This is a genomic window from Sphingomonas sp. So64.6b (assembly GCF_014171475.1).
Classification (GTDB): domain Bacteria; phylum Pseudomonadota; class Alphaproteobacteria; order Sphingomonadales; family Sphingomonadaceae; genus Sphingomonas; species Sphingomonas alpina_A.
This window is the reverse complement of the sequence record NZ_CP048817.1, coordinates 3,918,184-3,941,137: the sequence shown is the minus strand read 5'-3', so window position 1 is coordinate 3,941,137 and position 22,954 is coordinate 3,918,184. Positions and strand designations below refer to the sequence as shown.

The window sequence follows — 22,954 nt, the reverse complement described above, 5'->3', positions numbered from 1 at the left end:
AGGAAACGCTCAGGCTGCAGCTTTGACTTCGGCAACGATCTTCCGCGCCGCGTCGCCGAGATCGTTGGCAGGCACGATGGCGAGACCGGAGGTCGAGAGGATGCGCTTGCCTTCCTCGACATTGGTCCCTTCCAGGCGAACCACCAGCGGCACCGAAAGGTTCACTTCCTTGGCCGCCGCGACGATGCCGTCGGCGATGATGTCGCACTTCATGATGCCGCCGAAGATGTTGACCAGGATGCCCTTCACCGCCGGATCGGCGAGAATGATCTTGAACGCCGCGGTCACCTTCTCCTTCGAAGCGCCGCCGCCGACGTCGAGGAAATTGGCCGGAAACATGCCGTTGAGCTTGATGATGTCCATCGTCGCCATGGCAAGGCCGGCGCCATTGACCATGCAGCCGATATCACCATCGAGCTTGATGTAAGCAAGGTCGTATTTCGACGCTTCGAGCTCGGCCGGATCCTCTTCGCTTTCGTCGCGCAACGCCATCAGGTCGGGGTGGCGGAACATCGCGTTGCCGTCGAAGCCGACCTTGGCGTCGAGCACCAGCAACTGCCCGTCATCGGTGACGGCGAGCGGGTTGATCTCGATCTGCTCGGCATCGGTGCCGAGGAACGCATCATACAGTTTCGAGGCGGTCGAAGCGGCCTGCTTGGCGAGATCGCCCTCGAGACCGAGTGCGTTGGCGACAGCGCGGCCGTGATGCGGCATGAAGCCGGTCGCAGGATCGATGTCGAAGGTTTGGATCTTTTCCGGCGTATCGTGCGCGACGGTTTCGATGTCCATGCCGCCCTCGGTCGACACGACCATCGAGATGCGACCCGATGCGCGGTTGACGAGCAGCGCCAGGTAGAACTCCTTGGCGATGTCGACGCCATCGGTGATGTACAGGCGGTTGACCTGCTTGCCATGTTCGCCGGTCTGGATCGTCACCAGCGTGTTGCCGAGCATGTCGGCCGCTGCCGCGCGAACTTCATCGGCGGTCTTGGCCAGCCGGACGCCGCCCTTGGCGTCGGGGCCGAGTTCCTTGAACTTGCCCTTGCCACGGCCGCCGGCATGGATCTGCGCCTTCACGACATAAAGCGGCCCGGGCAGCTTGGCGGCGGCGGCGACCGCCTCGTCGACGGTCAGCGCGGCAAAGCCTGCCGGTACGGGGACGCCGAACTTGGCGAGCAATTCCTTGGCCTGATATTCGTGGATGTTCATGGGGGCGGGCGCCTCTTCAGGAAAATCGATGTCGCAAAATCAATGTTGCAAGGGGCCTTAAGCACAGCACGTCAAGTGAATCCACCCCTTGGCGTGGACACTAGTCGTCTGGGCTCAGCCGCCGAGCCCGACGGCACAAAGCGCTGCCGAACTGGTCGTCACGCTCAGGATCTGCGGATCATTGAGCGAGCGGACGCGGTGAAGGAGTTGTTCGAGATCGCGCGATTGCTTCGCCTTGCCCAGCGCCGACAGGCGGCGCAGCTGCAGCAGCGAGAGCCGGTCGACCATCCGCCCCGCCATGCAGCGGGCGACCGGCTGCGGCACGCCGGCATTGATAAGGCCATCGCGCGTGAGCGTCTCCGGGCTTGAACACGCGGCGAGGGCCAGCGCAAATGCCAACATCAGCCCCGAACGAATGGAAGACTCCGGTAGCGTCATCTCGAGGCACCTCGCAATAAGCCCGTCCCCCCGCTATATCGCGTGCCATGCACTGGACAACCGGCCTGCCGCTGTTTTTCGCGACGATCCTGGCGATGGAGCTCGTCGCCTATGTCGCGCATCGCTGGGTGATGCATGGGTTCGGCTGGTTCCTGCACGAAAGCCATCATCGCCCGCGCACCGGCAATTGGGAATTGAACGATCTCTATGCGGTGATCTTCGCAGTGCCGTCCTTCGTGCTGCTGCTTGGTGGCGCGCAACTCGGCTGGTGGCCGGGCTTCACCTGGATCGGCGCGGGCATCGCCGGCTATGGCGCGATCTATTTCGGCTTTCATGATGTGATCGTCCATCGCCGCATCGCGACGCGCTATCTGCCGAGATCATCCTATATGAAGCGCATCATCCAGGCGCACCGGTTGCATCATGTGGTCGAGACCAAGGCCGGCACGGTCAGTTTCGGTTTCCTCTGGGCGCCCAAACCCGAGGCACTGAAGGCCGAACTCAAGCGCCGCTCGCATGCCGGCGTCCGCGCGCCCGTCTCGCGGCCGGATGCCGTCCCCGTCGATTGACCGACTCCACCCTGTTCTTCGCGCTCGCGGTGCCCGCCGTGATCCTGCTCGGCCTGTCCAAGGGCGGGTTCGCCGGCATGGGCGCGCTGTCGCTGCCGATGATGGCGCTGGCGATCTCGCCGGTGCGAGCGGCGGCAATCCTGTTGCCGATCCTGATCGTGCAGGACGTGGTCGGCGTGTGGGCGTTCCGCAAGACCTGGGATCGGTACGTGATCGCCTGGATGCTGCCCGGTGCGGCGCTTGGCATATTGCTCGGTTATTTTTTCGCGGCGCAGGTATCGGCCGATGCGGTGCTCGGTCTGGTCGGCGCGATCTCGTTGCTGTTCGGCGGTTACCGCCTTTGGGTCGAACGCGGCGGCATGCTGCGCGCATCCTCGCGCTCGCCCGGCTGGGTCGGGGCGCTGTGCGGAATCGCCTCGGGCTTCACCAGCCAGATCGCCCATGCCGGACAGCCGCCCTTTCAGGTCTGGGTCCTGCCCCGCCGGCTCGACCGCGATGTGCTGGTCGGTACCACCGCGATCTTCTTTGCGATCGTCAATTGGGCGAAGGTGCCGGCCTATTGGGCGCTCGGCCAGTTCAGCCACGACAATCTCGTGACCGCGGCGATGCTGTTACCGGTAGCGATCGCATCGACCTTGGCCGGCGTCTGGCTCGTGCGCCGCATCGCGCCGGACCGTTTCTACGCCGCGATCTATGTGCTGATGATGCTGGTCGGGGCCAAGCTCATCTGGGATGCGCTGACCTGATCTGGAGGTTGAGAATTCCGTCGCTGAGCGCTTAGTCGAACAGCGAAGACACCGAGCTTTCATCCGCGATCCGCTTGATCGCTTCGCCGAGCAGCGGCGCGATGGTCAGATGGCGAATGCGCTTGGCGTTCTTGATCACCTCATGGCTGCCGATCGAATCGGTGATCACCAGTTCCTCGAGCTCGGATCCTTCGACCCGCGCGACCGCGCCACCCGACAGCACGCCGTGCGTGACATAAGCGACGACGCCCTCGGCGCCCGCTTCCTTCAGCGCCGCGGCGGCGTTGCACAAGGTGCCGGCCGAATCGACGATATCGTCGATCAGGATGCAGAAGCGGCCCTCGACCTCACCAATGATGTTCATCACCTCCGATTCGCCGGCGCGCTCGCGACGCTTGTCGACGATTGCCAGCGGCGCGTTGTTGAGCCGCTTGGCCAATGCGCGAGCGCGCACCACGCCGCCGACGTCGGGCGACACGATCATGATGTTCTTGTCGCCGAAACGGGTCAGGATATCCGCCGACATCACTGGCGCGCCGTAGAGATTGTCGGTCGGGATATCGAAGAAGCCCTGGATCTGCCCGGCATGAAGATCGATCGAGAGTACGCGGTCGGCACCCGCAACGGTGATCAGATTGGCGACCAGCTTGGCCGAGATGGGTGTGCGCGGCCCGGGTTTGCGGTCCTGCCGGGCATAGCCGAAATAGGGCACGACGGCGGTGATGCGCTTGGCCGATGCACGCTTCAGCGCATCGATGCAGATCAGCAGCTCCATCAGATTGTCGTTCGCCGGATACCCAGTCGATTGCAGTACGAACACGTCCTCACCGCGGACATTCTCATGGATCTCGACGAATACTTCCTCGTCGGCGAAGCGCCGCACGCTCGCCTCGGTCAACGGAATCTCGAGATAGGCCGCGACATCGCGCGCCAGCGGCAGGTTTGAATTGCCGGTCAATAATTTCATCTCGACGAACTCCCGCGACCCCGATGAAGCGGCTCTTAGCCAGCACTTGCGCATGGCGAAAGGGGCGTGACGATTTCGTGACGGCCAAATGCACAAGCTGGCACGGCGCGGCGTGCGCGGCTAAGGCGCTTTGCATGACCGTCATCACCCGTTTCGCCCCCAGCCCGACTGGAAACCTGCACGTCGGCAATATTCGCACCGCGCTCCACAATTGGTTGTGGGCACAGAAGAATGGCGGGCAATTCTGGCTGCGCATCGACGATACCGATGCGGAGCGCAGCGAAGAGGCGTTCGTCACCGCGATCCGCGCCGATCTCGACTGGCTCGGCCTGGCGCGCGACGGCGAGGAGCGGCAATCGGCGCGCTTCGCATTGTATGAGGCGCGTTTCACGGCGCTGCGCGACGCCGGTCATGTTTACCCCGCTTATGAGACCGCGCAGGAACTGGATCTGAAGCGCAAGATCGCCGCCGGTCGCGGTTTGCCGCCGATCTATGATCGCGCCGCGCTGGCGCTGAGCGACAGCGATCGTGCCGCGCTGGAGGCCGACGGTCTTCGCCCGCACTGGCGCTTCAAGCTCGATCATTCCTTGCCGATCGAATGGGATGATCTCATCCGCGGGCATCAGCGCTTCGATGCTGCGACGATGAGCGACCCGGTGATCCGCCGCGCCGATGGGTCCTGGCTTTATATGCTGCCCTCGGCGATCGACGATGCGGATATGGGCGTGACTCATGTCGTGCGCGGTGAGGATCATGTGTCGAACACCGCGCTGCAATTGCAGATGTTCGCCGCGATGGGTGCGACTCCGCCCGCATTTGCGCATGAGGCGTTGCTGGTCGGTAGCGAAGGAAAATTGTCGAAGCGTCTCGGCTCGCTCGGCGTCGATTCGTTTCGCGAAAAGGGTATCGAGCCGCAGGCGATCCGTGCTTTGCTCGCGCGATTGGGGACCAGCGATCCGGTCGAGCCGATCGCCGATGTGGCGCCCTTGATCGAGAGCTTCGATTTCGCCCGATTCGGTCGCGCGCCGGCGCGTTTCGACGATGCCGAACTCGCCGCGCTCAATACGCGTCTCATCCATGGCCTGGATTTCGACATCGTCGCCGGCCGGCTACCGGCCGGCATGGGCCGCGCGGAATGGGCAGCGGTGCGCCCCAATCTCGCGATCGTCGCCGATTCGGCCGATTGGTGGCACGTGATCGAGGGGCCGATCGATTCGGTGGTCGAGGATGCCGACCGCGATTTCCTGGCTGAGGCGGCGCGAGTCGCGGCCGATCTCGACTGGAGCGCCGACCCTTGGCACGCGCTGACCGCCGCGCTGAAAGCGTCAAGCGGGCGCGGTGGTAAAGCCCTGTTCCTGCCGCTGCGCCGCGCGCTGACAGGTCGCGATCATGGGCCCGACATGGCTGCTTTGCTGCCGCTGATCGGCCGTGACCGCAGTATGGCGCGCCTCTCCCGATAACCGCTATTCGGCAGGTAATATTATATCCTTGCGCCCAATCAGAGATGATGTATCATCGCCCTATAATCCGGCAATAGACCGGTTGGAGCCCCTCAAGGAGATGATGGAGACGGCCAATGTACGCGGATCGATATGGCAAGACCGGGATCAAGCCCGGTTCGCTCAGTGTCGCGATCGGATTGAACGGCGCGATCCTCGCCGCGCTGATCTTCTCGGCGCCGGAGATTATTACCCAAGTGGATCCGATATTCGAGGGGCGAAATATTCCGCTTCCGGATCCGCCGCCGATCGAGCCGATCAAGAAAATCGAACCGAAGATCGAACCGAAATTGACTCAGCCGGTAGTCGAACGGCCATTCATTCCCGATACGATCATGCCGCGCAGTGCGGATATGACCGAATTGGTCGGCACTACATCGCTCGATCCTGGTGTCCCGGAGGGAACAGCGACTGGCACGGGCCCGGCGCCGTACGTGCCGGTCCACATACCTACGCTGACTGGCGCAACGCGCGACTCGAGATACGCCAATGCGTTCCAGCCGATCTACCCGCCTGCCGAGCGGCGTGCGGGCAATGAAGGGCGCGTCGTGGTCCGCGTGCTGATCGGCACCGATGGCCGGGTGAAGCAAGTCGAGAAGGTCAGCGCAGCGAGTGACGCCTTTTTCGAAGTGACCGAGCGCCAGGCATTGAACAAATGGCGCTTCAAGCCGGCGACCCGCGATGGGGTGCCGCAGGAATCCTGGCAAATCCTGAGCGTCAGCTTCCGGCTCGACGAGGACGGTTGAATGGGTGAGGCGCGCGGGGCTGGCATCGCCGCCCGCGCGCGCCTATCTTTGCGCGCATGAAGTTCACCAAATCCGTCCTTGGCCATTTCAATATTTTCCGCGCGGTCACCGACCTGCGTGGCTTTATGCGCGAGCGCCGGCCGCACGAACTGGGTTTCCTGCTGCTGTCGGTCGCGCTGTTCGGTACGATCCTGGTCGGCTTCACGATCGATAGCCGCGAAGAGCGAGTCTATCGGCCCAACATCATCTATGTTCAGCAATGGCCGGCATCGCGCACCGATGCCGAAATTCGCGCGCAACAGAAGATCGACGGCCCGATCGAGGCCAAGCGCCGCGCCGATGAAGAGGCGCAGCGCGTCAAGACCCAGCAGGAATTCAAGCGGCTGAACGACAAGCTCGAAAAGATCGGCATCTGAGCGGGGCGATACGAGCCGCGTCGCGTTGGGCCGATTCGCGCTGGATGGCCGCCGCGCTCGCCCTTGCCGAGCGCGGTCGCGGCCGTACCGCACCCAATCCCAATGTCGGTTGTGTTATCGTCAGCGACGGGCGCGTCCTCGGGCGCGGCTGGACCCAGCCGGGCGGGCGCCCCCATGCCGAGGCGATGGCGCTGGCGGCGGCCGGTGACGATGCACGCGGTGCAACCTGTTACGTCACGCTGGAACCCTGTGCACATGCCTCGCCGCGCGGGCCGGCTTGCGCCGATTCGCTGATCGCCGCGGGCGTGGCGCGCGTCGTGGTTGCGATCCGCGACCCCGATCCCCGCACTGACGGCCTTGGCATCGCCAGGCTGAGGGATGCCGGCATCGCGGTCTCCAATGGTCTTCGCGCGGTCGAGGCACGGCGTTCGATTGCCGGATTCCTGTTGCGCCAGGCGCTTAGCCGGCCGTTCGTAACGTTGAAACTGGCGCTGTCGCTCGACGGTGCAACCGCGCTGGCCGACGGATCGAGCCGATGGATCACCGGTCCCGAGGCGCGCGCTCACGCCCATCTCGAGCGGTCGCGGCACGAGGCGATCCTGGTCGGACGCGGCACCTGGCAAGCCGATTCGCCGGTGCTCGACGTCCGCTTGGCCGGACTCGAACAGCGCAGCCCGCGCCGCATCCTGTTGTCGGCCGCACCGGAAGATGGCTGGGAACATATCGCCGCGCCAGAACAGGTTGCCGTACTTTCGGGCGTCGATCACCTGCTCGTAGAGGGCGGCGTGCAAACCGCAGCTGCTTTCCTCTCTGCCGACTTGGTCGATCGCCTGTTGCTCTACCGTGCTCCGATCATTGTCGGCGGCGGCCGCACCCTACCCGACATCGGCCTCGGCGATCTGGCCGACGCGCACGGCCGGTGGTGGCTCGCCGACAGCCGCATGCTTGGCAGCGACCGGCTCGAAGTCTACGAGCGCCAGGTTGACAAGCGCGTTGCGGAGCCCGTCTGAATGTTCACTGGCATCATCACCGATATCGGCACGATCATGGCGATCGAGATGCAGGGCGATATGCGCCTGCGCATCGCGACCGCTTACGACATGGATACGGTCGATCTCGGTGCGTCGATCTCATGCTCCGGCGTGTGTCTGACGGTGGTCGACAAGTCCGCGAGCGGCGCGCCCGGCTGGTTCGCGGTCGACGTCTCGGCCGAAACGATCAGCCGCACAGCACAAGGCCAATGGACCGAGGGGCGGCGACTCAACCTGGAGCGCGCGCTGAGGCTGGGCGAAGAATTGGGCGGCCATATCGTCACCGGTCATGTCGATGGCATCGGCGAGGTCGTATCGATTGCCGACGAAGGGGGATCCAAACGAGTGCGCATTTCCGCGGGCCCCGATATCGCACCCTTTGTGGCAGCCAAGGGATCGATCACGCTCGATGGCGTGTCGCTGACCGTGAACGAGGTGGAGGACAATGATGGTCGCGTGACGATCGGCGTCAATATCATCCCGCATACCGCCGCGGTCACCACATTCGATACGCTGGAGGCCGGCCATGCGATCAATATCGAGATCGATGTGCTGGCACGTTATCTCGGCCGGATGCGACAGTTGCTGCCGACCTGATTTTTCATGGCCACGGCAATGTGATTTGTTTATTGACGATCACATTGTGATGTGATTTAGATCGGCGCATGAGCACCCAATTGATCGAAAAGCTGCGCGCCCTCGTCACTGATGGTGGCATGTCGCGTTCCGGCCTCGCCCGTGCGGCGGGGCTTCATGCCAACACATTGCGGGATCTCGACCAGTCCGACTGGAACCCGACCGCCGATACATTGCGCAAGCTCGAGACCTTCATCTTCTCGAATGACGATACGCCGGCTCTGGTTTCGATCGAGGAGATCATTGACGAAGCACGCAACGGACGCATGTTCATCCTGGTCGATGACGAAGACCGCGAAAATGAAGGCGATCTGATCATCCCGGCGCAGATGGCGACGCCCGATGCGATCAATTTCATGGCGACGCACGGCCGCGGGTTGATCTGTTTGTCGATGACCAAGACGCGGGTCGACGCGCTCGGTCTCGAACTCATGAGCCGCGCCAATGGCACGCGGCACGAAACCGCCTTCACCACCTCGATCGAGGCACGCGAGGGCGTGACCACGGGCATTTCCGCCGCCGATCGTGCGCGTACCATCTCGGTCGCGATCGATGCGGGCAAGGGCAAGGAGGACATTGTTACTCCAGGCCATGTCTTCCCGCTGGTCGCACGCGATGGCGGCGTGCTGGTCCGTGCCGGCCATACCGAGGCGGCTGTCGATGTCGCGCGGCTCGCCGGGCTCAACCCGTCGGGCGTGATCTGCGAGATCATGAAGGACGACGGCACCATGGCGCGGATGGACGACCTCGTCGCCTTTGCCCGGCTGCACAATCTGAAGATGGGCACGATCCGCGACCTGATCGCCTATCGCCGCAAGCACGACCATCTGGTCGAGAAGCGCGCGGAAATGGTGTTCGAGAGCAAATGGGGCGGCGACTGGCGCGCGATGACCTTCTTCAACAAAGCCAGCGGCGATGAGACGATCGCGCTGGTGAAGGGCTATATCGATCCCGAAGCCCCGACGCTCGTACGGATGCATACCGCATCCTATTTCGTCGACATGTTTGGCGAGACGTCGGAGCGGTCGGGCCTGTTGTCGCGATCGATGGAAATGATCGCGGAAGCCGGGTCGGGCGTGATCGTGGTGATCAACCGCCCGATGAAGGACAGCCTGTCGCGCTTCATCAAGCTGCGTGGTGAAGGCAAGGGCGCGGGTGCGCCGGAGATCGAGGAACTGCGCGACTATGGCGTCGGCGCGCAGATTCTCGCCGAGCTTGGCGTGCAGGACATGGTGTTACTGACCAATACGCATCACACATTGGTTGGCCTCGATGGTTATGGCCTGTCGATCGTCGGCGAGCGCGCGATTCCGGGGACCGGAGGCGAATAATGCGCTCGGGCGTCGATGAAGCGCGCGATCCGAAATATGCCCATATCGAGCGCGAACGCCGCTGGCTGGTCGATCCTGCATCACGACCGGATCTTTCGGCGCAACCCTTCACGCTGATCGAAGACCGTTATATCACGAGCACCCGTCTAAGACTGCGCCGCATGACTGACAGTATGACTGGCGCATGTTCGCTCAAGCTCACCAAGAAATATGACGTCACCGATCCTCTCGCGCGTCCGATCGTCACCGCCTATCTGAGCGAAGCCGAATTCGCCGTGTTCGATCGTCTTCCGGGCGCCTCGCTGACCAAGCGCCGCTTCGAGGTGACTGGCGGGGCAAATATTTTCAGCATCGATCAGTTTCTTGGGTTACTGGCCCCGCTTGAACTTGCAGAGATCGAATGGCCCGACGATGCCGGCCTGCGCGCTTTGCCATCGCCGATTTGGGCGATACGCGACATCAGCGACGACCCGCGCTATCAAGGTGGCGCACTTTCCCATTTCGGACTTCCCAAGGACTAAACGTGGCAAAATTCCTGATCGTCGAGGCACGCTTCTACGACCATCTCAACGACCTGCTGATCGAGGGCGCCCGCGCTGTGATCGAAACTGCCGGACACAGTCATGAGACGATCACCGTCCCTGGCGCGCTGGAGATTCCCGGTGCCGTGGCCCTGGCCGCGGATAGCGGCGCCTATGATGGCTTTGTCGCGCTCGGCGTCGTGATTCGCGGCGAGACCTATCATTTCGAGATCGTCGCGGGTGAAAGCGCGCGCGGGCTGATGGCGCTGTCGATGGACGGTGTCGCGATCGGCAACGGTATCCTGACCGTCGAGAATGAGGCGCAGGCGCTCACGCGTGCGCGTCCCACCGAAAAGGACAAGGGCGGCGAGGCGGCCAAGGCAGCGATCGCCATGTTCGAATTGAAAAGCCGCTTCGGCTGATGACCCTGCCCGTGCTGTTCACCGAACGCCTGATCTTGCGGCCGGTCGCCGTGGAGGATTTCGAGGATTGGGCACGCTTCCACGCCGACGAGATGGCGATGCGGTTTCTCGGCGGCGTGCAGCCGCGCAGCCTCGCTTGGCGCGGGCTGTGCGCGATGGCCGGTGCCTGGTCGATCCGCGGTTTTTCGATGTTCTCGCTGGTCGAACGCGACAGCGGGCGCTGGATCGGCCGCGCCGGCCCCTGGCAACCGGAAGGCTGGCCGGGCACTGAGGTCGGATGGGGCGTGCTGCCCGAATTTGCCGGCAAGGGCCTTGCGTTCGAGGCGGCGGCCGCGGCAATCGATTATGCGGTCGATGTGCTGCGCTGGGACGATGTGATGCATTCGATCGACCCCGACAATGCGCCGTCGATCGCGCTTGCACGCAGGCTCGGCGGCATCAACCGCGGCCCGACCCGCCTGCCGCCGCCATTCGAATCGGACCCGGTCGACAATTGGGGGCAGAGCGCCGACGCTTGGCGCGCGCGGAGGTATGGATGACCGACATTCCGCCTCCGCGTTACCGCGTGGTTGAACATAAGGGTAAGATCACCGTCACCGATACCTGGGCGGAGGGTGCCAGGCCGGTTACGCCGACCTCACCGGCTCCCCGTCAGATCGGGACCACACCGATCACGCCCCGAGGAAGAGACGCCGGCATGCGCATGCCGGGTATCCTGCGCCGGTCGGCGCTCGCTGCCTGTGCCGGCGCGACGGATGCGAATGGGCACCCGATCTTTACCACCGCCGAGTGGTTCGACCCGAAAGCGCCACGGCAGATTGCGCTCGATGATGCTGGAGTGCGTTGGCTTGGGGGTACGCTTGCCGTGATGCTGGGCACGGCAATTACCGCCATGCTGCTGGTGGTCTGGTTAGGCTTCAATGCGTTGTTCGTCATGGTCGTCGTGATCATGCTCTTCGGCAGAAACCCAACCCGGCTTCTCGCTTGGTGGCTCGATCAATTCCCGAAATTGCCACGCTGATATTGCTCTCGGCGCCGCTTACTTATACTGATGTAAGTAAGGGAGATCGGTATGGCTTATGCGCACGGCTTCAAGGCGAACCCGCACTGGCTGCCCCGCCCGAAACCGGGATCGCTGAGCGCGATTCCCGGCGAAAACGGCCTGCCTTTCATCGGCAACACGCTGCGCCTGCTCAAGGACCCGGTCGGTTTCGGCAAGCGCATGGCGACGACCTATGGCAAGGTCTATCGCAACAACAGTTTCGGCGGGCCCAATCTCGTGCTGCTTGGGCCCGACGCGAACGAACTGCTACTGTTCGATCGCGAGAAGATCTTCTCGTCGGAACAGGGCTGGGGCCCGATGCTCAACCTGCTCTTTCCGCGCGGGCTGATGCTGATGGATTTCGAAAAGCACCGTGCCGACCGCAAGATATTGTCGGTCGCGTTCAAACCCGAACCGATGCGGCATTATGCCGAAAGCCTGAACGCCGGCATCGCCAACCAGGTCAGCGGATGGGCCAACAAGCCGCTCAATTTCTACGACGCGATAAAGGCGCTGACGCTCGATCTTGCCGCCGACGCCTTTCTCGGCATGCCGCTTGGCGAGGAGGCCGACCGGATCAACCAGGCGTTCGTCGACGAGGTTCAGGCAACGATCGCCCCGGTGCGGATCCCGCTGCCCGGCACGATGATGCGCAAGGGCGTCAAGGCGCGCGAATATCTCGGCGAGATGTTCGCGCGCGAAATCCCCAAACGGCGCGCGGATGGAGCCAAGCGAGAAGGGGGGCAGGATTTCTTCTCGCAATTCTGCCGGGCGGTCGATGATGACGGCGCGCCGCTGAGCGACGCGGCGATCATCGATCATATGAACTTCCTGATGATGGCCGCGCACGACACGATCACCTCGTCGGCGACTAGCCTGGTCATGCTGCTTGGCCGCCATGTCGAATGGCAGGACCGGTTGCGTGAGGAGATTCTCTCGTTCGGCCTCAATGATGGCGGCGGCGTCCCGACTGGGCAGCTCGACCGGTTGGTGCTGACCGATTATGCCTTCAAGGAAGCGCTGCGGCTGATCCCGCCGGTTCCGTCATTGCCGAGGCGCGCGCTGAAGGCCTTCAGCTTTGGCGGCTACGACATTCCGGCCGGCACCTTTATCGGCGTCAATATCGCCTACACCCATCAAATGCCCGAACTCTGGCCCGACCCGACCGCTTTCGATCCGCTGCGTTTCACGCCGGAGGCAAGCAAGGGCCGGCACAAATATGCCTGGGTGCCATTCGGCGGCGGCGCGCATATGTGCCTGGGACTGCACTTCGCGACGATGCAAATCCGCATCCTGATGGCGCAACTGCTGAGCCGTTACCGCATCGAACTCGATGCGGGTTCGGGCGACGAATGGCAGGCCTGGCCGATTCCCCGGCCCAAGGACGGGTTGCCGCTGCGGTTCGTGCCGCTTGATTGAGCGACACGAACGCGGCGGGACTATTCCGCCGCGACGCGTGCGAGCGCCGGATAGTCAACATATCCTTCCGGGCCCTGACTGTACCAGGTCTTCCAGTCCGACGGGTTGAGTTCGGCGCCGGTGCGCAGTCGCTCGGGCAGGTCGGGGTTGGCGAGGAAGGTGCGGCCGAACGCGATCGCGTCCGCCGTGCCCGCATCGATCACGGCCTGCGCCTCTTCGACGGTCGTATAATCTGAATTGACCACCAGCGGTCCGCTGAACACCTGGCGGATCGCCGGCGACAGCTTGGGCACGTCGGTCCGGCCGAACGTGCCCTCCGGACCGGGCTCACGCAGTTCGAGGAAAGCGATGCCGATTTCGTCGAGCGCCCTGGCCGCCATGGTGAACAATTTATCCGGGCTGCTGTCGTCCACGCCCTGTGATTCACCATTGGGCGAGAGGCGGATCGAGGTGCGGTCGGCGCCGGCGACCGAGGCGACGCGCTCGACCACTTCGCGCATCAGGCGGACGCGATTCTCGATACTGCCGCCATAGATGTCGTCGCGGAAATTGGCGTTGTCGCGCAGGAACTGGTCAAGCAGATAGCCATTCGCACCGTGGATCTGCACGCCGTCGAACCCGGCGGCGAGCGCGTTACGCGTCGCCAGCTCATAATCGTTCAACAGACGCGGAATCTCGTCGATCTGCAGCGGTCGGGCGGCCTCGAAATCCTGTTTGCCGTCATAAGTATGCGCCTGGCCTGCCGTGGCGGTGGCGGAGGACGATACCGGCTGGCCGCCGATCACGGAGGAATGAACCTGACGGCCCATATGCCACATCTGCGCGATGATGCGCCCGCCGGCGGCATGGACCGAGCTGGTCACCGGCTTCCACGCTTCGACCTGCTCGTCGGTCCATAAACCCGGCGCGAACGGCCAGCCCAGTCCTTCGCGGCTGATCCCGGTCGCTTCGCTGATGATTACGCCCGCACTGGCGCGTTGGGTGTAATATTCCACCATCAACTCGGTCGGTACCGCGTCCCTGGTCGCACGGCCGCGCGTCAGGGGAGCCATGAGGATGCGGTTGGGGGAATGGATCGCACCGAGCTGGATCGGGTCGAACAGACTGGGCGACGATAGGGCGGGCATTACGTTTCCTTTTGCTACCTGACTGCGGACAGATAGAGCGCTAAGGCGCGCTATGCACCCGCCCGATCCCAAGAAAAACTAGCATGGCCGATACTCCCACCACACCCCAGGCTTCCCATGGCCTGGCCTTCGCGGCGCTGATCGCGGGCAATATCCTACTCGCGTTTGGTCCCTGGTTCGTGCGCCTCACCGATGTCGGACCGGTCGCCGCCGGCTTCTGGCGCGTGACGCTCGCCGCGCCGGTGCTGATCGCCGCGGCGCTGGCGGGCGGGTGGCGACCAGCCGGGCTGAGCCGGGGGCTGTGGCTGATGCTCGCCATTTCCGGGGTGAGTTTCGCCGCCGATCTGGCAAGCTGGCATCTTGGCATCCTGCGCACCACGCTGGCCAATGCGACCTTGTTCGGCAATTCGGCGACGTTGATCTTTCCGCTCTATGGCTTCCTGGTCGCGCGTGCCTGGCCGACCCGAACACAAGGGATCGCGCTGATCCTGGCCGCGATCGGCGCGGCGTTGCTGATGGGCCAGTCCTACAGCCTCAATCCGCGCAATCTGGTCGGTGATTTGCTGTGTCTGTTCGCCGGCATTCTCTACACGCTCTATTTCATCTGCATGGCGCGTGCGCGCGACACGATGCCGCCGCTCCCCGCACTGGCGCTGGCGACGATCGCCAGTATCCTGCCCTTGCTCGTCTTCGCGTTCGCGCTGGGTGAACGCATCCTGCCGGGCGACTGGACGCCACTGATCGGGCTCGCGCTGGCCAGCCAGGTGTTCGGGCAGGGGCTGATGATCTATGCGCTCGGCCAACTCCCGCCTTTGGTCATCGGCCTCGGCTTGCTGACCCAGCCGATGGTTGGGGCCGCGATCGGGTGGCTGATCTATGATGAGCGGCTCGGCGCCGCCGACTGGATCGGCGCGGTCCTGGTTGCGGTCGCACTCGTGCTGGTGCGACGCCCATCCTCTTCGGTCCAGCCCGAGCTTGCGTCCGATGGGGCCGGGTCTAGATTGGTGTCCGAGGAGACGCCGCGATGACCGATGCGCTGCCACAGGATCCGACGCTGGACGAAATACGCGATGCGCTCGCGCCGCTGATCGCCGCCAATGCCGCGTTCGACGGCTGGGGCGCCGCCGCGCGCGATGCGGCGGCCGATGCGGCCGGCGTCGATCGGGACATCGCGTTGCTCGCCTTTTCCGACGGCCCGGTCGACATGATCGATGCGTGGTTCGCCGGTATCGACCGTGCGATGCTTGCCGCTCTGCCGCCCGAGACGCTGGCGACGATGAAGATCCGCGCGAAGATCGCCGGCTTGGTCGAGGCGCGTCTTGCCGTCACCGCCCCCGATCGCGAAGCGCTGCGCCGTGCGCTGGCGATCCTCAGCCTGCCGCAGAATCTCGTGCGCGGGGCGAAACTCGGCTGGCGTGCCGCGGATGTGATGTGGCGCGCGGCGGGCGACACCGCGACCGATTATAATCATTATACCAAGCGTACGATCCTCGCCGGCGTCTATGCCGCGACGCTGACCGTGTTCCTTGACGACGCGAGCGTCGGCCATGCCGATACCAGCGCCTTTCTGTCGCGCCGCATCGATGGCATCATGCACTTCGAAAAGGCCAAGGCCGGGTTCTTGTCGCGCACCGAGAATATGCCGAGCCTGTCGCGCTTTATCGGCCGGCTGCGCTATCCGGTGGTGTGATTCCGCTAGTATCTGACAGCGGTTATTGATAATCAGTCGCATCATGGACGCCGTCACCACCATCGCTGTTCCCATCAGTCTCGAGTCGCTGCCGCGCGGTCAGCGTGCGACGGTTGCGGGAATCGACTGGCAAGGTCTGAGCATTCCGGAGGCGCGGCGCTTACGCGAGCTCGGTTTCGACGAGGGTGTCGGGATCGAGGTGCTGCACCGTTCGCCGCTCGGTCAGGGGCCGATGGCGTGCCGGATCGGCCGGATGACGGTAGCGCTTCGCCGCGCCGTGGCCGGTACGATCCATGTTGCCCCCATCGCCGGATAAATGACGTCGATCCCATTGGTGGCGCTGGTCGGTAATCCCAATGCCGGCAAGAGCGCATTGTTCAACGCGCTGACCGGCGCGCGGCAAAAGGTCGGCAATTATCCCGGCGTCACGGTCGAACGTCATTCGGGCAAGCTGGCATTGGCCGATGGCCGGCCGGTGGAACTGGTCGACCTGCCTGGCGCCTATAGCCTTGATCCCTCAAGTCCCGATGAACGCGTGACACGCGACGTAGTGACCGGAACACAGACCGGCGAACGGCTGCCCGACGCGATCGTCATCGTTGTCGATGCGGCCAATCTCGATAATCACCTGCGCTTCGCGTTGCAGCTGATTGCGCTTGGCCTGCCGGTGGTGGTTGCGCTCAACATGATCGACCTTGCCGAGCGCGATGGGCTGACGCTCGATCCGACGAAGCTCTCGGCCGAGCTCGGCGTGCCGGTGATCCCGACCGTGGCGGTACGCCGGCGTGGCCTAGACGAGCTGAAGGCCGCGCTGACCGGCGTGATCGGATCGGGCGCCGCGCTGCGCCTGCGTTCGAGCGAAGGCCATGTCGGTGAGGATATCGTCACCTTGCAGCGCCGTGCGCGCAGCATTGCCAGCGCCTCGACCATCTCCGAAACGGCGGTGCGGCGCTGGACGCATATGCTCGACGCGGTCGCGCTGCATCCGGTGGCTGGCCCCATCCTGTTGCTGGCGATCCTGTTCATCATGTTCCAGGCGGTGTTCGCCTGGTCTGAAATGCCGATCGGCTGGATCGAGTCGCTGTTCGCCTGGATCGAGACCGGCGTCCGCGCTGCACCAGTGCCCGGCTTTGTCCGATCGGTGCTGAGCGACGGCGTTATCACCGGGATCCGTTCTTTCCTGAGCGACGGCGTCATCGCCGGGGTCGGCGCGGTGATCGTGTTCCTGCCGCAGATCCTGATCCTGTTCACCTTCATCCTGGTGCTCGAAGCGAGCGGTTATATGGTCCGCGCGGCGTTCATGATGGACCGGCTGATGGCCAGTGTCGGCCTGTCCGGGCGCGCCTTTATCCCCTTGCTCTCCTCTTTCGCCTGCGCGGTGCCCGGAATCATGGCGACGCGCTCGATCGACGATGAGAAGGACCGGCTGACCACGATCCTGATCGCGCCGCTGATGACGTGTTCCGCGCGTCTGCCGGTCTATACGCTGGTGATCGGCGCGCTGATCCCCAATACACGCATCCTGCCGTTTGTCGGCCTGCAGGGGCTGGTGATGCTCGGCCTTTACGTGCTCGGCGTCGTCGGGGCGTTCTTCGCGGCGCTCACCCTGCGCCGAACGGTGACCAGGGGGCCATCATCAGGCTTCATGATGGAAATGCCGAAATATCAATGGCCCCGCCTGGGCGATGTCGCGCTTGGACTGTGGAGCCGCGCGCTGATCTTCCTCAAGCGCGCCGGCACCACGATCGCGATGACCGTCGCCCTGCTCTGGGTGCTGGCGAGCTATCCGGTCGCGCCGGTGGGGCAGCGACAGAGTGAGTATTCGATCGCCGGTCGCATCGCGAGCGGGATCGAGGTGGTCGTCGCGCCGATCGGTTTCAATCACGACATCGCATTGTCGCTGTTGCCCGCGATGGCGGCACGTGAGGCCGCGGTCGGCGCGATGGCGACGGTCTATGCGATCGACAATCCGGAAGACGAGGCCGGCCAGGGCAAGCTGTCGGAGAATCTGCGCGGCCGCTGGAGCCTGCCGACTGCGCTCGCCTTCCTGATGTGGTTCGTGTTCGCGCCGCAATGCATTTCGACCATCGCGGTCACGCGGCGCGAGACCAATGGGTGGAAATGGCCTGCCTTCATGGTTGGCTATTTGTTCGCGCTCGCCTACATCGCTGCAGGAGCGACCTATTGGGCCGCCATTGGACTCGGATTGTAGGAAGAAGTTATGGCGGGCAGCGTCAACAAGGTCATCATCGTCGGCAATCTCGGGCGCGACCCCGAAAGCAAGAGCTTCCAGAATGGCGGCAAGGTGGTGAACCTGCGCATCGCCACGTCCGACACCTGGAAGGACAAGAATACCGGCGAGCGCAAGGAAGCGACCGAATGGCATTCGGTGGCGATCTTCAACGAAGGTCTGGCCAATGTCGCGGAGCGTTATCTGCGCAAGGGGTCGAAAGTCTATATCGAAGGCGCGCTTAAGACCCGCAAATGGCAGGACGCGCAGGGCCAGGATAAATATTCGACCGAAATCGTGCTGCAGGGCTTCAACAGCGTCCTGACCATGCTTGACGGCGCGCCCGGCGGCGGCGGTGCTGGTGGTGGCATGGGCGGCGGTGGCGGCGCGCGTGACGATTTCGGCGGAGGCAACGATTTCGGCGGCGGTGCCGGGGGCGGTTCGGGCGGTGGTTATGGCAGTGGCGGTGGTAACCGCAGCGGCGGTACGTCGGGCGGTGCGAGCCGTGGCAGCTTCTCGGATGATCTCGACGACGACGTACCGTTCTGATGACCGAACGCGCTAAGCTGGCCGTTTTGAACCCGGACCGGCCTGCCGCGTTGTCTTGATCGCATGATTGATTCCCCATCCACCGATGCGCCGGCTGCGAGCGGCTGGCGCATCGACGAATCGGCCCGCGCCGCGGCGCTGGCCGAACACGATATCGAATCGCTGCGCGACGATTCGGGCCTTAAATCGATCACCGATTTCGCTGCGACCTTGTGCGACGCGCCGATCGCGCTCGTCAGCCTGGTCGAAGAGCGGCGCCAGACCTTTCTGGCGCGGACCGGGCTGGCGGCGAGTGAGACGCCGCGCGAAACGTCGTTCTGCGCATTCGCGATGCTCGGCGATGACGTCATGGTCGTGCCCGATGCGGCGTGTGATCCGCGCTTCGCCGACAATGTGCTGGTCACCGGCGAGCCCAATATCCGCTTCTATGCCGGTGCGCCGCTGATTGCCGATGACGGCACGCCACTCGGCTCGCTGTGCGTGATCGATTCGGTGCCGCGTGCGGGGCTGACGCCATTACAGCATCAGGGGTTGAGGACGCTGGCCGGGACGGTGATGGCGCGGCTCAACGACAGCCGCGACGCGGCGGTATGGCGCGATACAGAGAATGCCAATCACCGCGCTTTGTCGGAAAGCCATAACCGCTTTCGCGTACTCGCCGATTCCATGCCGCAAATGGTCTGGTCGACCCTGCCCGACGGCTATCACGATTATTACAATGCGCGCTGGTACGAATTCACCGGCATGCCGGAGGGCTCGACCGATGGCGAGGAGTGGAACGGCATGTTCCACCCCCACGATCGGGAGCGCGCCTGGACAAGCTGGCGGCACTCGCTCGATACCGGCGAGCCCTATCAGATCGAATATCGCCTGCGCCGCGCCGATGGTGTGTATCGCTGGACCTTGGGCCGCGCGCTGCCGATCCGCGACGAAGCGGGTGCGATCACGCGCTGGTTCGGCACTTGCACCGATATCCATGAGCAGAAAGAATCGAGCGAGGAGCGCGAGATCATCGCGCAGGAGCTGAGCCATCGGATCAAGAACATCTTCGCGGTGATATCTGGCCTGATCAGTTTCGCGGCCCGAATGAACCCGGGTTTCTCACCGATCGCCGACGATCTGCGCTCACGCGTGACCGCGCTTGGCCGTGCGCATGATTTCGTCCGGCCGCATAGCGCCCAGTCGCGTCCGGAACTGGCGCAGACCAGTCTGCACGGCCTGCTCGACGAACTGTTCCGTCCCTACCAGCCGGCAACGGGGAAGCGCGTCGCGATCACCGGCGCCGATGTCGAGATCGACGATCGCTCAGCTACTCCGCTCGCCCTGCTGTTCCACGAACTGGCGACCAACGCGACCAAATATGGCGCGCTGTCGAACGATCTTGGCCGAATCGATCTCGATTGTACGATTGATGGCGATCAGGTGATGCTGAATTGGGTGGAACGCGACGGCCCGGCCGTGATCATTCCGCCGGCGAGCAACGGCTTTGGCTCGCAACTGATCGAAATGAGTGTCGTGCGGCAATTGGGCGGTGCAATCGACCGATCATGGGATCCGGCGGGGCTGCGCTTCGCGGTGCGCGTTCCGAAATCGGCCTTCAGCAGGCGTCCGTAACGCCGTTCAGCAACACGAAATCATCGTTAGCGCCGGTCCGTGCTTCAGTCTTGGCGCTGGCTATCGCCGCCGCTGCCAGGATTGCCGATTCGCTGAATGGTTTGCGTACATAACCCAGCGCGCCGCTTGGATTGGCGATCTGCCCTGGATTGGCAGTCACGAATACCACTTTGATGCCGTAATCGGCTGCCAGCGTTCGGGCGAGTTCCGGGCCGGTGGCTCCATCGCGCAGGTTGATGTCGACCAGCGCGAAACTGCAATCGTGCGCCGCCTCGATCGCGCCCGACTTGTCCGCCGCGATCGCCTTCACCTTATAGCCCGCATCGGTAAGGATGCGTTCCAGGTCCAGAGCGACGAAGATCTCGTCTTCGACAATAAGTGCAGTTGCGGACATTAAATGGGCGGTTCCAAGCAGTTGATAAGCTCAGAACAGAAAAGTAACCGCTTGGTTCCTTGATCGAGATCAATTTCTCAACAGGAAGACCGCATGTTCGGCGAGGAAATTGGCCGCGGCCGATGTCGTCAGCTTGTCGCCCGACAGGAACCACGCGTCTTCGACGGTGATTCCGCGCTCTTTGAGGAAGCCCCGAAAATCGTCGATCGTGACATGATGAATATTGGGCGTGTCGAACCATTGTTCGGGCAGCAGCCGGGTTACGGGCATCCGTCCGCCCCACATCAACGAGGTGCGCACGCGCCAATGCGCAAAATTGGGAAAGGATACGAACGCCTGCCGGCCGACGCGCAACAAATGATCGAGTACGACATCGGGCCGCTTGGCTGTCTGCAGCGTCTGGCTGAGTACCGCATAGTCGAAGCTGGCATCGGGATAATCGGCCAGGTCGATATCGGCATCGCCCTGGATCACCGACAATCCGCGCGACACGGCGGCGGCAACATTGCCCGGCACGATCTCCAGGCCGCGCGCATCGACCCCGCGTGTGTCGCGCAGCGCCGCCATCAGCGCACCGTCGCCACAGCCGACATCGAGCACACGCGCGCCTTGCGCAACATGTTCAGCGATGATCGCAAGATCGGGGCGAAGCGTCATCGGTCGTCCTGCAATATTTGCGCAAAGGCTGGATCGACGCGCTCCATATAGCGCTCCGGCCGCGCCAGCGGCTCGAAACCGATCTGTTGGTAAACCCCATGCGCGTCGCGCGTGACCAGCGCGATGCGGCGGATACCCTGGAACGCGGGATGTTCGATGAACCATGAAACCATGCGGCGACCCAGGCCTTCGCCGCGCTGATCGGCATCGATCCAGACATCGGCGATCCAGGCAAAGGTCGCATGGTCGGTGATCGCGCGCGCATAGCCGACTTGAATCCCGTCGCGATACGCGCCCAGGCAATGCGACCCCGCGATCGCCCGTTCGACCAAAGCGCGATCGATGCCCGGCGACCAATAGCTCGACGCCAGCCAGCCATGGACACGGTCGATCTGCAGTCGTGCCTTGTCGTCGGACAGGGTGATCATGCGCCAGCCCTCAGGAAACCGTCGACCACCCGGTTCAATTCGGGTGATTCGAGCAGGAAAGCATCATGTCCGAAAGGGCTCGACAGTTCGACAAAGCTGACCGGTGCGCCGGCGGCGTTGAGCGCATGGACGATGGCGCGCGATTCACGCGTCGGATAAAGCCAGTCGGTATCGAAGCTGACCAGGCAAAAGCGTGCGCGCGTCCCCTTGAACGCGCCGGCCAGATGCCCGCCATGCTCCTCCGCCAGGTCGAAATAATCCATCGCCCGCGTGATATAGAGATACGAATTGGCGTCGAAGCGGTCGACGAAACTGATCCCCTGGTGGCGTAGATAGCTTTCGATCTGAAAATCCGCGTCGAAGCCGAACGACTTCGCGCCATCGGGCCGGTCGGGTCGAGCCTGCAGCCGCCGGCCGAATTTCTCGGTCAGTCCCGCTTCCGACAAATAGGTGATGTGCGCCGCCATGCGCGCCACGGCGAGTCCCGCCGCGGGCGGATCACCTCCGCCATTCCCGCCGTTATAATAGTCCCCGTCGCGCCATTTAGGGTCGGCCATGATCGCCTGGCGGCCGACCTCGTGAAAGGCGATATTCTGCGCCGAATGACGTGCCGCCGATGCGATCACCACCACCGCCCGTACGCGTTCGGGGAAAGTCGCCGGCCAGCTCAGCGCCTGCATCCCGCCCATCGAACCGCCGACCACCGCACGCAGCACGCCGATCCCGAGATGATCGAGCAGCATCGCCTGCGCGCGCACCATGTCGCGGATCGTGATCACCGGGAACGCCATGCCCCAAGGCGCTCCGGTCGCCGGATTGACACTCGCCGGCCCCGATGACCCCATGCAACTGCCCAGCACATTGGCGCAGACGATGAAATGGCGCGCCGGGTCGATCGGCTTGCCCGGCCCGACCATGCGCGCCCACCAGCCCGGTTTGCCGGTGATTGGATGATCGCTCGCGACATGTTGGTCGCCGGTCAGCGCGTGGCAGATCAGGATCGCATTGCCACCATCGGCGTCAAGGTCGCCATAGGTTTCGTATGCGATATCGACCGGCGACAGCAGTCCGCCGCCATCGAGCCGAAGCGGCCCGGGCAGGGTGACGGTACGGGCCAGGCCGAAGCGTTGATCAGTGTCGGACACGCCGCAGGCGCTAGCGAGTTCGCCGGCGATTGTGAACACCCTCCACGTCATACTGAACTTGTTTCAGCATCCATGTGCGGTCAGCTACCCCAAAGACGTCGCTCGTAGGGCGAATGACCGCGCCTGGA

The 22,954-nt window shown here is 63.8% G+C and carries 27 protein-coding genes; 19 read left to right on the top strand and 8 right to left on the bottom strand.

What is annotated here, in order from left to right; translation table 11 throughout:
• Nucleotides 1-9: 9 nt before the first annotated feature.
• The gene (sucC, locus tag G4G27_RS18830; protein ID WP_183110056.1) at nucleotides 10-1,209 is read right to left on the bottom strand and encodes an ADP-forming succinate--CoA ligase subunit beta; all 1,200 of its coding nucleotides are present in this window, start codon (nucleotides 1,207-1,209) and stop codon (nucleotides 10-12) included.
• A 114-nt stretch (nucleotides 1,210-1,323) separates the two neighbouring features.
• Complete coding sequence (locus G4G27_RS18825; RefSeq protein WP_183110055.1) at nucleotides 1,324-1,611, bottom strand: hypothetical protein; 288 nt, start codon at nucleotides 1,609-1,611, stop codon at nucleotides 1,324-1,326.
• An 83-nt stretch (nucleotides 1,612-1,694) separates the two neighbouring features.
• Here G4G27_RS18825 and G4G27_RS18820 point away from each other — a divergent pair, with 83 nt between their 5' ends.
• Nucleotides 1,695-2,216 (top strand): sterol desaturase family protein, encoded by a 522-nt coding sequence (locus G4G27_RS18820; RefSeq protein ID WP_183110054.1) that lies wholly within the window; start codon nucleotides 1,695-1,697, stop codon nucleotides 2,214-2,216.
• Nucleotides 2,213-2,962: a sulfite exporter TauE/SafE family protein gene (locus tag G4G27_RS18815; protein WP_183110053.1), complete on the top strand. Its 750-nt coding sequence runs from the start codon at nucleotides 2,213-2,215 to the stop codon at nucleotides 2,960-2,962. Before G4G27_RS18820 ends, G4G27_RS18815 begins: the two co-directional genes overlap by 4 nt.
• Before the next feature lie 31 nt (nucleotides 2,963-2,993).
• On the opposite strand, the gene G4G27_RS18810 is transcribed toward G4G27_RS18815, so the two are convergent.
• The gene (locus G4G27_RS18810; RefSeq protein WP_183110052.1) at nucleotides 2,994-3,929 is read right to left on the bottom strand and encodes a ribose-phosphate pyrophosphokinase; all 936 of its coding nucleotides are present in this window, start codon (nucleotides 3,927-3,929) and stop codon (nucleotides 2,994-2,996) included.
• A 134-nt stretch (nucleotides 3,930-4,063) separates the two neighbouring features.
• Here G4G27_RS18810 and G4G27_RS18805 point away from each other — a divergent pair, with 134 nt between their 5' ends.
• From G4G27_RS18805 to G4G27_RS18755, 11 genes are all read left to right on the top strand, one after another.
• Nucleotides 4,064-5,389: a glutamate--tRNA ligase gene (locus G4G27_RS18805; RefSeq protein ID WP_183110051.1), complete on the top strand. Its 1,326-nt coding sequence runs from the start codon at nucleotides 4,064-4,066 to the stop codon at nucleotides 5,387-5,389.
• A gap of 116 nt (nucleotides 5,390-5,505) precedes the next feature.
• A complete protein-coding gene (locus G4G27_RS18800) occupies nucleotides 5,506-6,174 on the top strand; it encodes an energy transducer TonB (RefSeq protein WP_183110050.1) in 669 nt (222 codons plus the stop codon).
• Nucleotides 6,175-6,230: 56 nt separating this feature from the next.
• Complete coding sequence (locus G4G27_RS18795) at nucleotides 6,231-6,590, top strand: hypothetical protein (RefSeq protein ID WP_183110049.1); 360 nt, start codon at nucleotides 6,231-6,233, stop codon at nucleotides 6,588-6,590.
• A 44-nt stretch (nucleotides 6,591-6,634) separates the two neighbouring features.
• A complete protein-coding gene (gene ribD / locus G4G27_RS18790; protein ID WP_183110048.1) occupies nucleotides 6,635-7,600 on the top strand; it encodes a bifunctional diaminohydroxyphosphoribosylaminopyrimidine deaminase/5-amino-6-(5-phosphoribosylamino)uracil reductase RibD in 966 nt (321 codons plus the stop codon).
• Nucleotides 7,601-8,218, top strand: coding sequence for a riboflavin synthase (locus G4G27_RS18785; RefSeq protein WP_183110047.1), 618 nt, complete (start codon nucleotides 7,601-7,603; stop codon nucleotides 8,216-8,218).
• Between the two features lie 68 nt (nucleotides 8,219-8,286).
• Nucleotides 8,287-9,588: a 3,4-dihydroxy-2-butanone-4-phosphate synthase gene (ribB, locus tag G4G27_RS18780; RefSeq protein ID WP_183110046.1), complete on the top strand. Its 1,302-nt coding sequence runs from the start codon at nucleotides 8,287-8,289 to the stop codon at nucleotides 9,586-9,588.
• Nucleotides 9,588-10,109: a hypothetical protein gene (locus G4G27_RS18775; protein ID WP_183110045.1), complete on the top strand. Its 522-nt coding sequence runs from the start codon at nucleotides 9,588-9,590 to the stop codon at nucleotides 10,107-10,109. Before ribB ends, G4G27_RS18775 begins: the two co-directional genes overlap by 1 nt.
• A 2-nt stretch (nucleotides 10,110-10,111) precedes the next feature.
• The gene (ribH, locus tag G4G27_RS18770; protein ID WP_183110044.1) at nucleotides 10,112-10,531 is read left to right on the top strand and encodes a 6,7-dimethyl-8-ribityllumazine synthase; all 420 of its coding nucleotides are present in this window, start codon (nucleotides 10,112-10,114) and stop codon (nucleotides 10,529-10,531) included.
• Nucleotides 10,531-11,070, top strand: a complete 540-nt coding sequence (locus G4G27_RS18765) for a GNAT family N-acetyltransferase (RefSeq protein WP_183110043.1) — start codon at nucleotides 10,531-10,533, stop codon at nucleotides 11,068-11,070. Before ribH ends, G4G27_RS18765 begins: the two co-directional genes overlap by 1 nt.
• Nucleotides 11,067-11,552, top strand: coding sequence for a hypothetical protein (locus tag G4G27_RS18760; protein ID WP_183110042.1), 486 nt, complete (start codon nucleotides 11,067-11,069; stop codon nucleotides 11,550-11,552). The genes G4G27_RS18765 and G4G27_RS18760 overlap by 4 nt, the downstream gene beginning before the upstream one ends.
• Before the next feature lie 51 nt (nucleotides 11,553-11,603).
• Nucleotides 11,604-12,992, top strand: coding sequence for a cytochrome P450 (locus G4G27_RS18755; protein ID WP_183110041.1), 1,389 nt, complete (start codon nucleotides 11,604-11,606; stop codon nucleotides 12,990-12,992).
• A gap of 20 nt (nucleotides 12,993-13,012) precedes the next feature.
• Here G4G27_RS18755 and G4G27_RS18750 read toward each other — a convergent pair whose 3' ends face one another.
• A complete protein-coding gene (locus G4G27_RS18750) occupies nucleotides 13,013-14,119 on the bottom strand; it encodes an alkene reductase (RefSeq protein WP_183110040.1) in 1,107 nt (368 codons plus the stop codon).
• Between the two features lie 83 nt (nucleotides 14,120-14,202).
• Here G4G27_RS18750 and G4G27_RS18745 point away from each other — a divergent pair, with 83 nt between their 5' ends.
• The 6 genes from G4G27_RS18745 to G4G27_RS18720 all read left to right on the top strand — a co-directional run bounded on the left by G4G27_RS18745 (nucleotide 14,203) and on the right by G4G27_RS18720 (nucleotide 20,202).
• Nucleotides 14,203-15,147 (top strand): DMT family transporter, encoded by a 945-nt coding sequence (locus G4G27_RS18745; RefSeq protein ID WP_183110039.1) that lies wholly within the window; start codon nucleotides 14,203-14,205, stop codon nucleotides 15,145-15,147.
• On the top strand, nucleotides 15,144-15,809 hold the full coding sequence (locus G4G27_RS18740) for a COQ9 family protein (protein WP_183110038.1): 666 nt from the start codon (nucleotides 15,144-15,146) through the stop codon (nucleotides 15,807-15,809). The genes G4G27_RS18745 and G4G27_RS18740 overlap by 4 nt, the downstream gene beginning before the upstream one ends.
• Before the next feature lie 43 nt (nucleotides 15,810-15,852).
• Nucleotides 15,853-16,125 carry a FeoA family protein gene (locus G4G27_RS18735; RefSeq protein ID WP_183110037.1) on the top strand — a complete coding sequence of 91 codons (273 nt, stop codon included), beginning with the start codon at nucleotides 15,853-15,855 and terminating at the stop codon, nucleotides 16,123-16,125.
• The gene (locus tag G4G27_RS18730; RefSeq protein WP_183110036.1) at nucleotides 16,126-18,021 is read left to right on the top strand and encodes a ferrous iron transporter B; all 1,896 of its coding nucleotides are present in this window, start codon (nucleotides 16,126-16,128) and stop codon (nucleotides 18,019-18,021) included. It abuts the gene before it with no gap.
• A 9-nt stretch (nucleotides 18,022-18,030) separates the two neighbouring features.
• Nucleotides 18,031-18,588: a single-stranded DNA-binding protein gene (gene ssb, locus G4G27_RS18725; protein ID WP_183110035.1), complete on the top strand. Its 558-nt coding sequence runs from the start codon at nucleotides 18,031-18,033 to the stop codon at nucleotides 18,586-18,588.
• Between the two features lie 63 nt (nucleotides 18,589-18,651).
• Nucleotides 18,652-20,202: a PAS domain-containing protein gene (locus G4G27_RS18720; protein WP_183110034.1), complete on the top strand. Its 1,551-nt coding sequence runs from the start codon at nucleotides 18,652-18,654 to the stop codon at nucleotides 20,200-20,202.
• Here the strand turns inward: G4G27_RS18720 and G4G27_RS18715 are convergent.
• The 4 genes from G4G27_RS18715 to G4G27_RS18700 form a co-directional block, all read right to left on the bottom strand.
• Nucleotides 20,186-20,596, bottom strand: a complete 411-nt coding sequence (locus tag G4G27_RS18715) for a response regulator (protein ID WP_183110033.1) — start codon at nucleotides 20,594-20,596, stop codon at nucleotides 20,186-20,188. The two genes, G4G27_RS18720 and G4G27_RS18715, sit on opposite strands and share 17 nt — an antisense overlap.
• A 69-nt stretch (nucleotides 20,597-20,665) precedes the next feature.
• The gene (metW, locus tag G4G27_RS18710) at nucleotides 20,666-21,253 is read right to left on the bottom strand and encodes a methionine biosynthesis protein MetW (RefSeq protein ID WP_183110032.1); all 588 of its coding nucleotides are present in this window, start codon (nucleotides 21,251-21,253) and stop codon (nucleotides 20,666-20,668) included.
• Entirely contained in the window at nucleotides 21,250-21,681 is a 432-nt protein-coding gene (locus tag G4G27_RS18705) for a GNAT family N-acetyltransferase (RefSeq protein WP_183110031.1), read from the bottom strand. Before G4G27_RS18705 ends, metW begins: the two co-directional genes overlap by 4 nt.
• Nucleotides 21,678-22,826: a homoserine O-acetyltransferase gene (locus G4G27_RS18700; protein ID WP_183110030.1), complete on the bottom strand. Its 1,149-nt coding sequence runs from the start codon at nucleotides 22,824-22,826 to the stop codon at nucleotides 21,678-21,680. The genes G4G27_RS18705 and G4G27_RS18700 overlap by 4 nt, the downstream gene beginning before the upstream one ends.
• Nucleotides 22,827-22,954 lie beyond the last annotated feature (128 nt).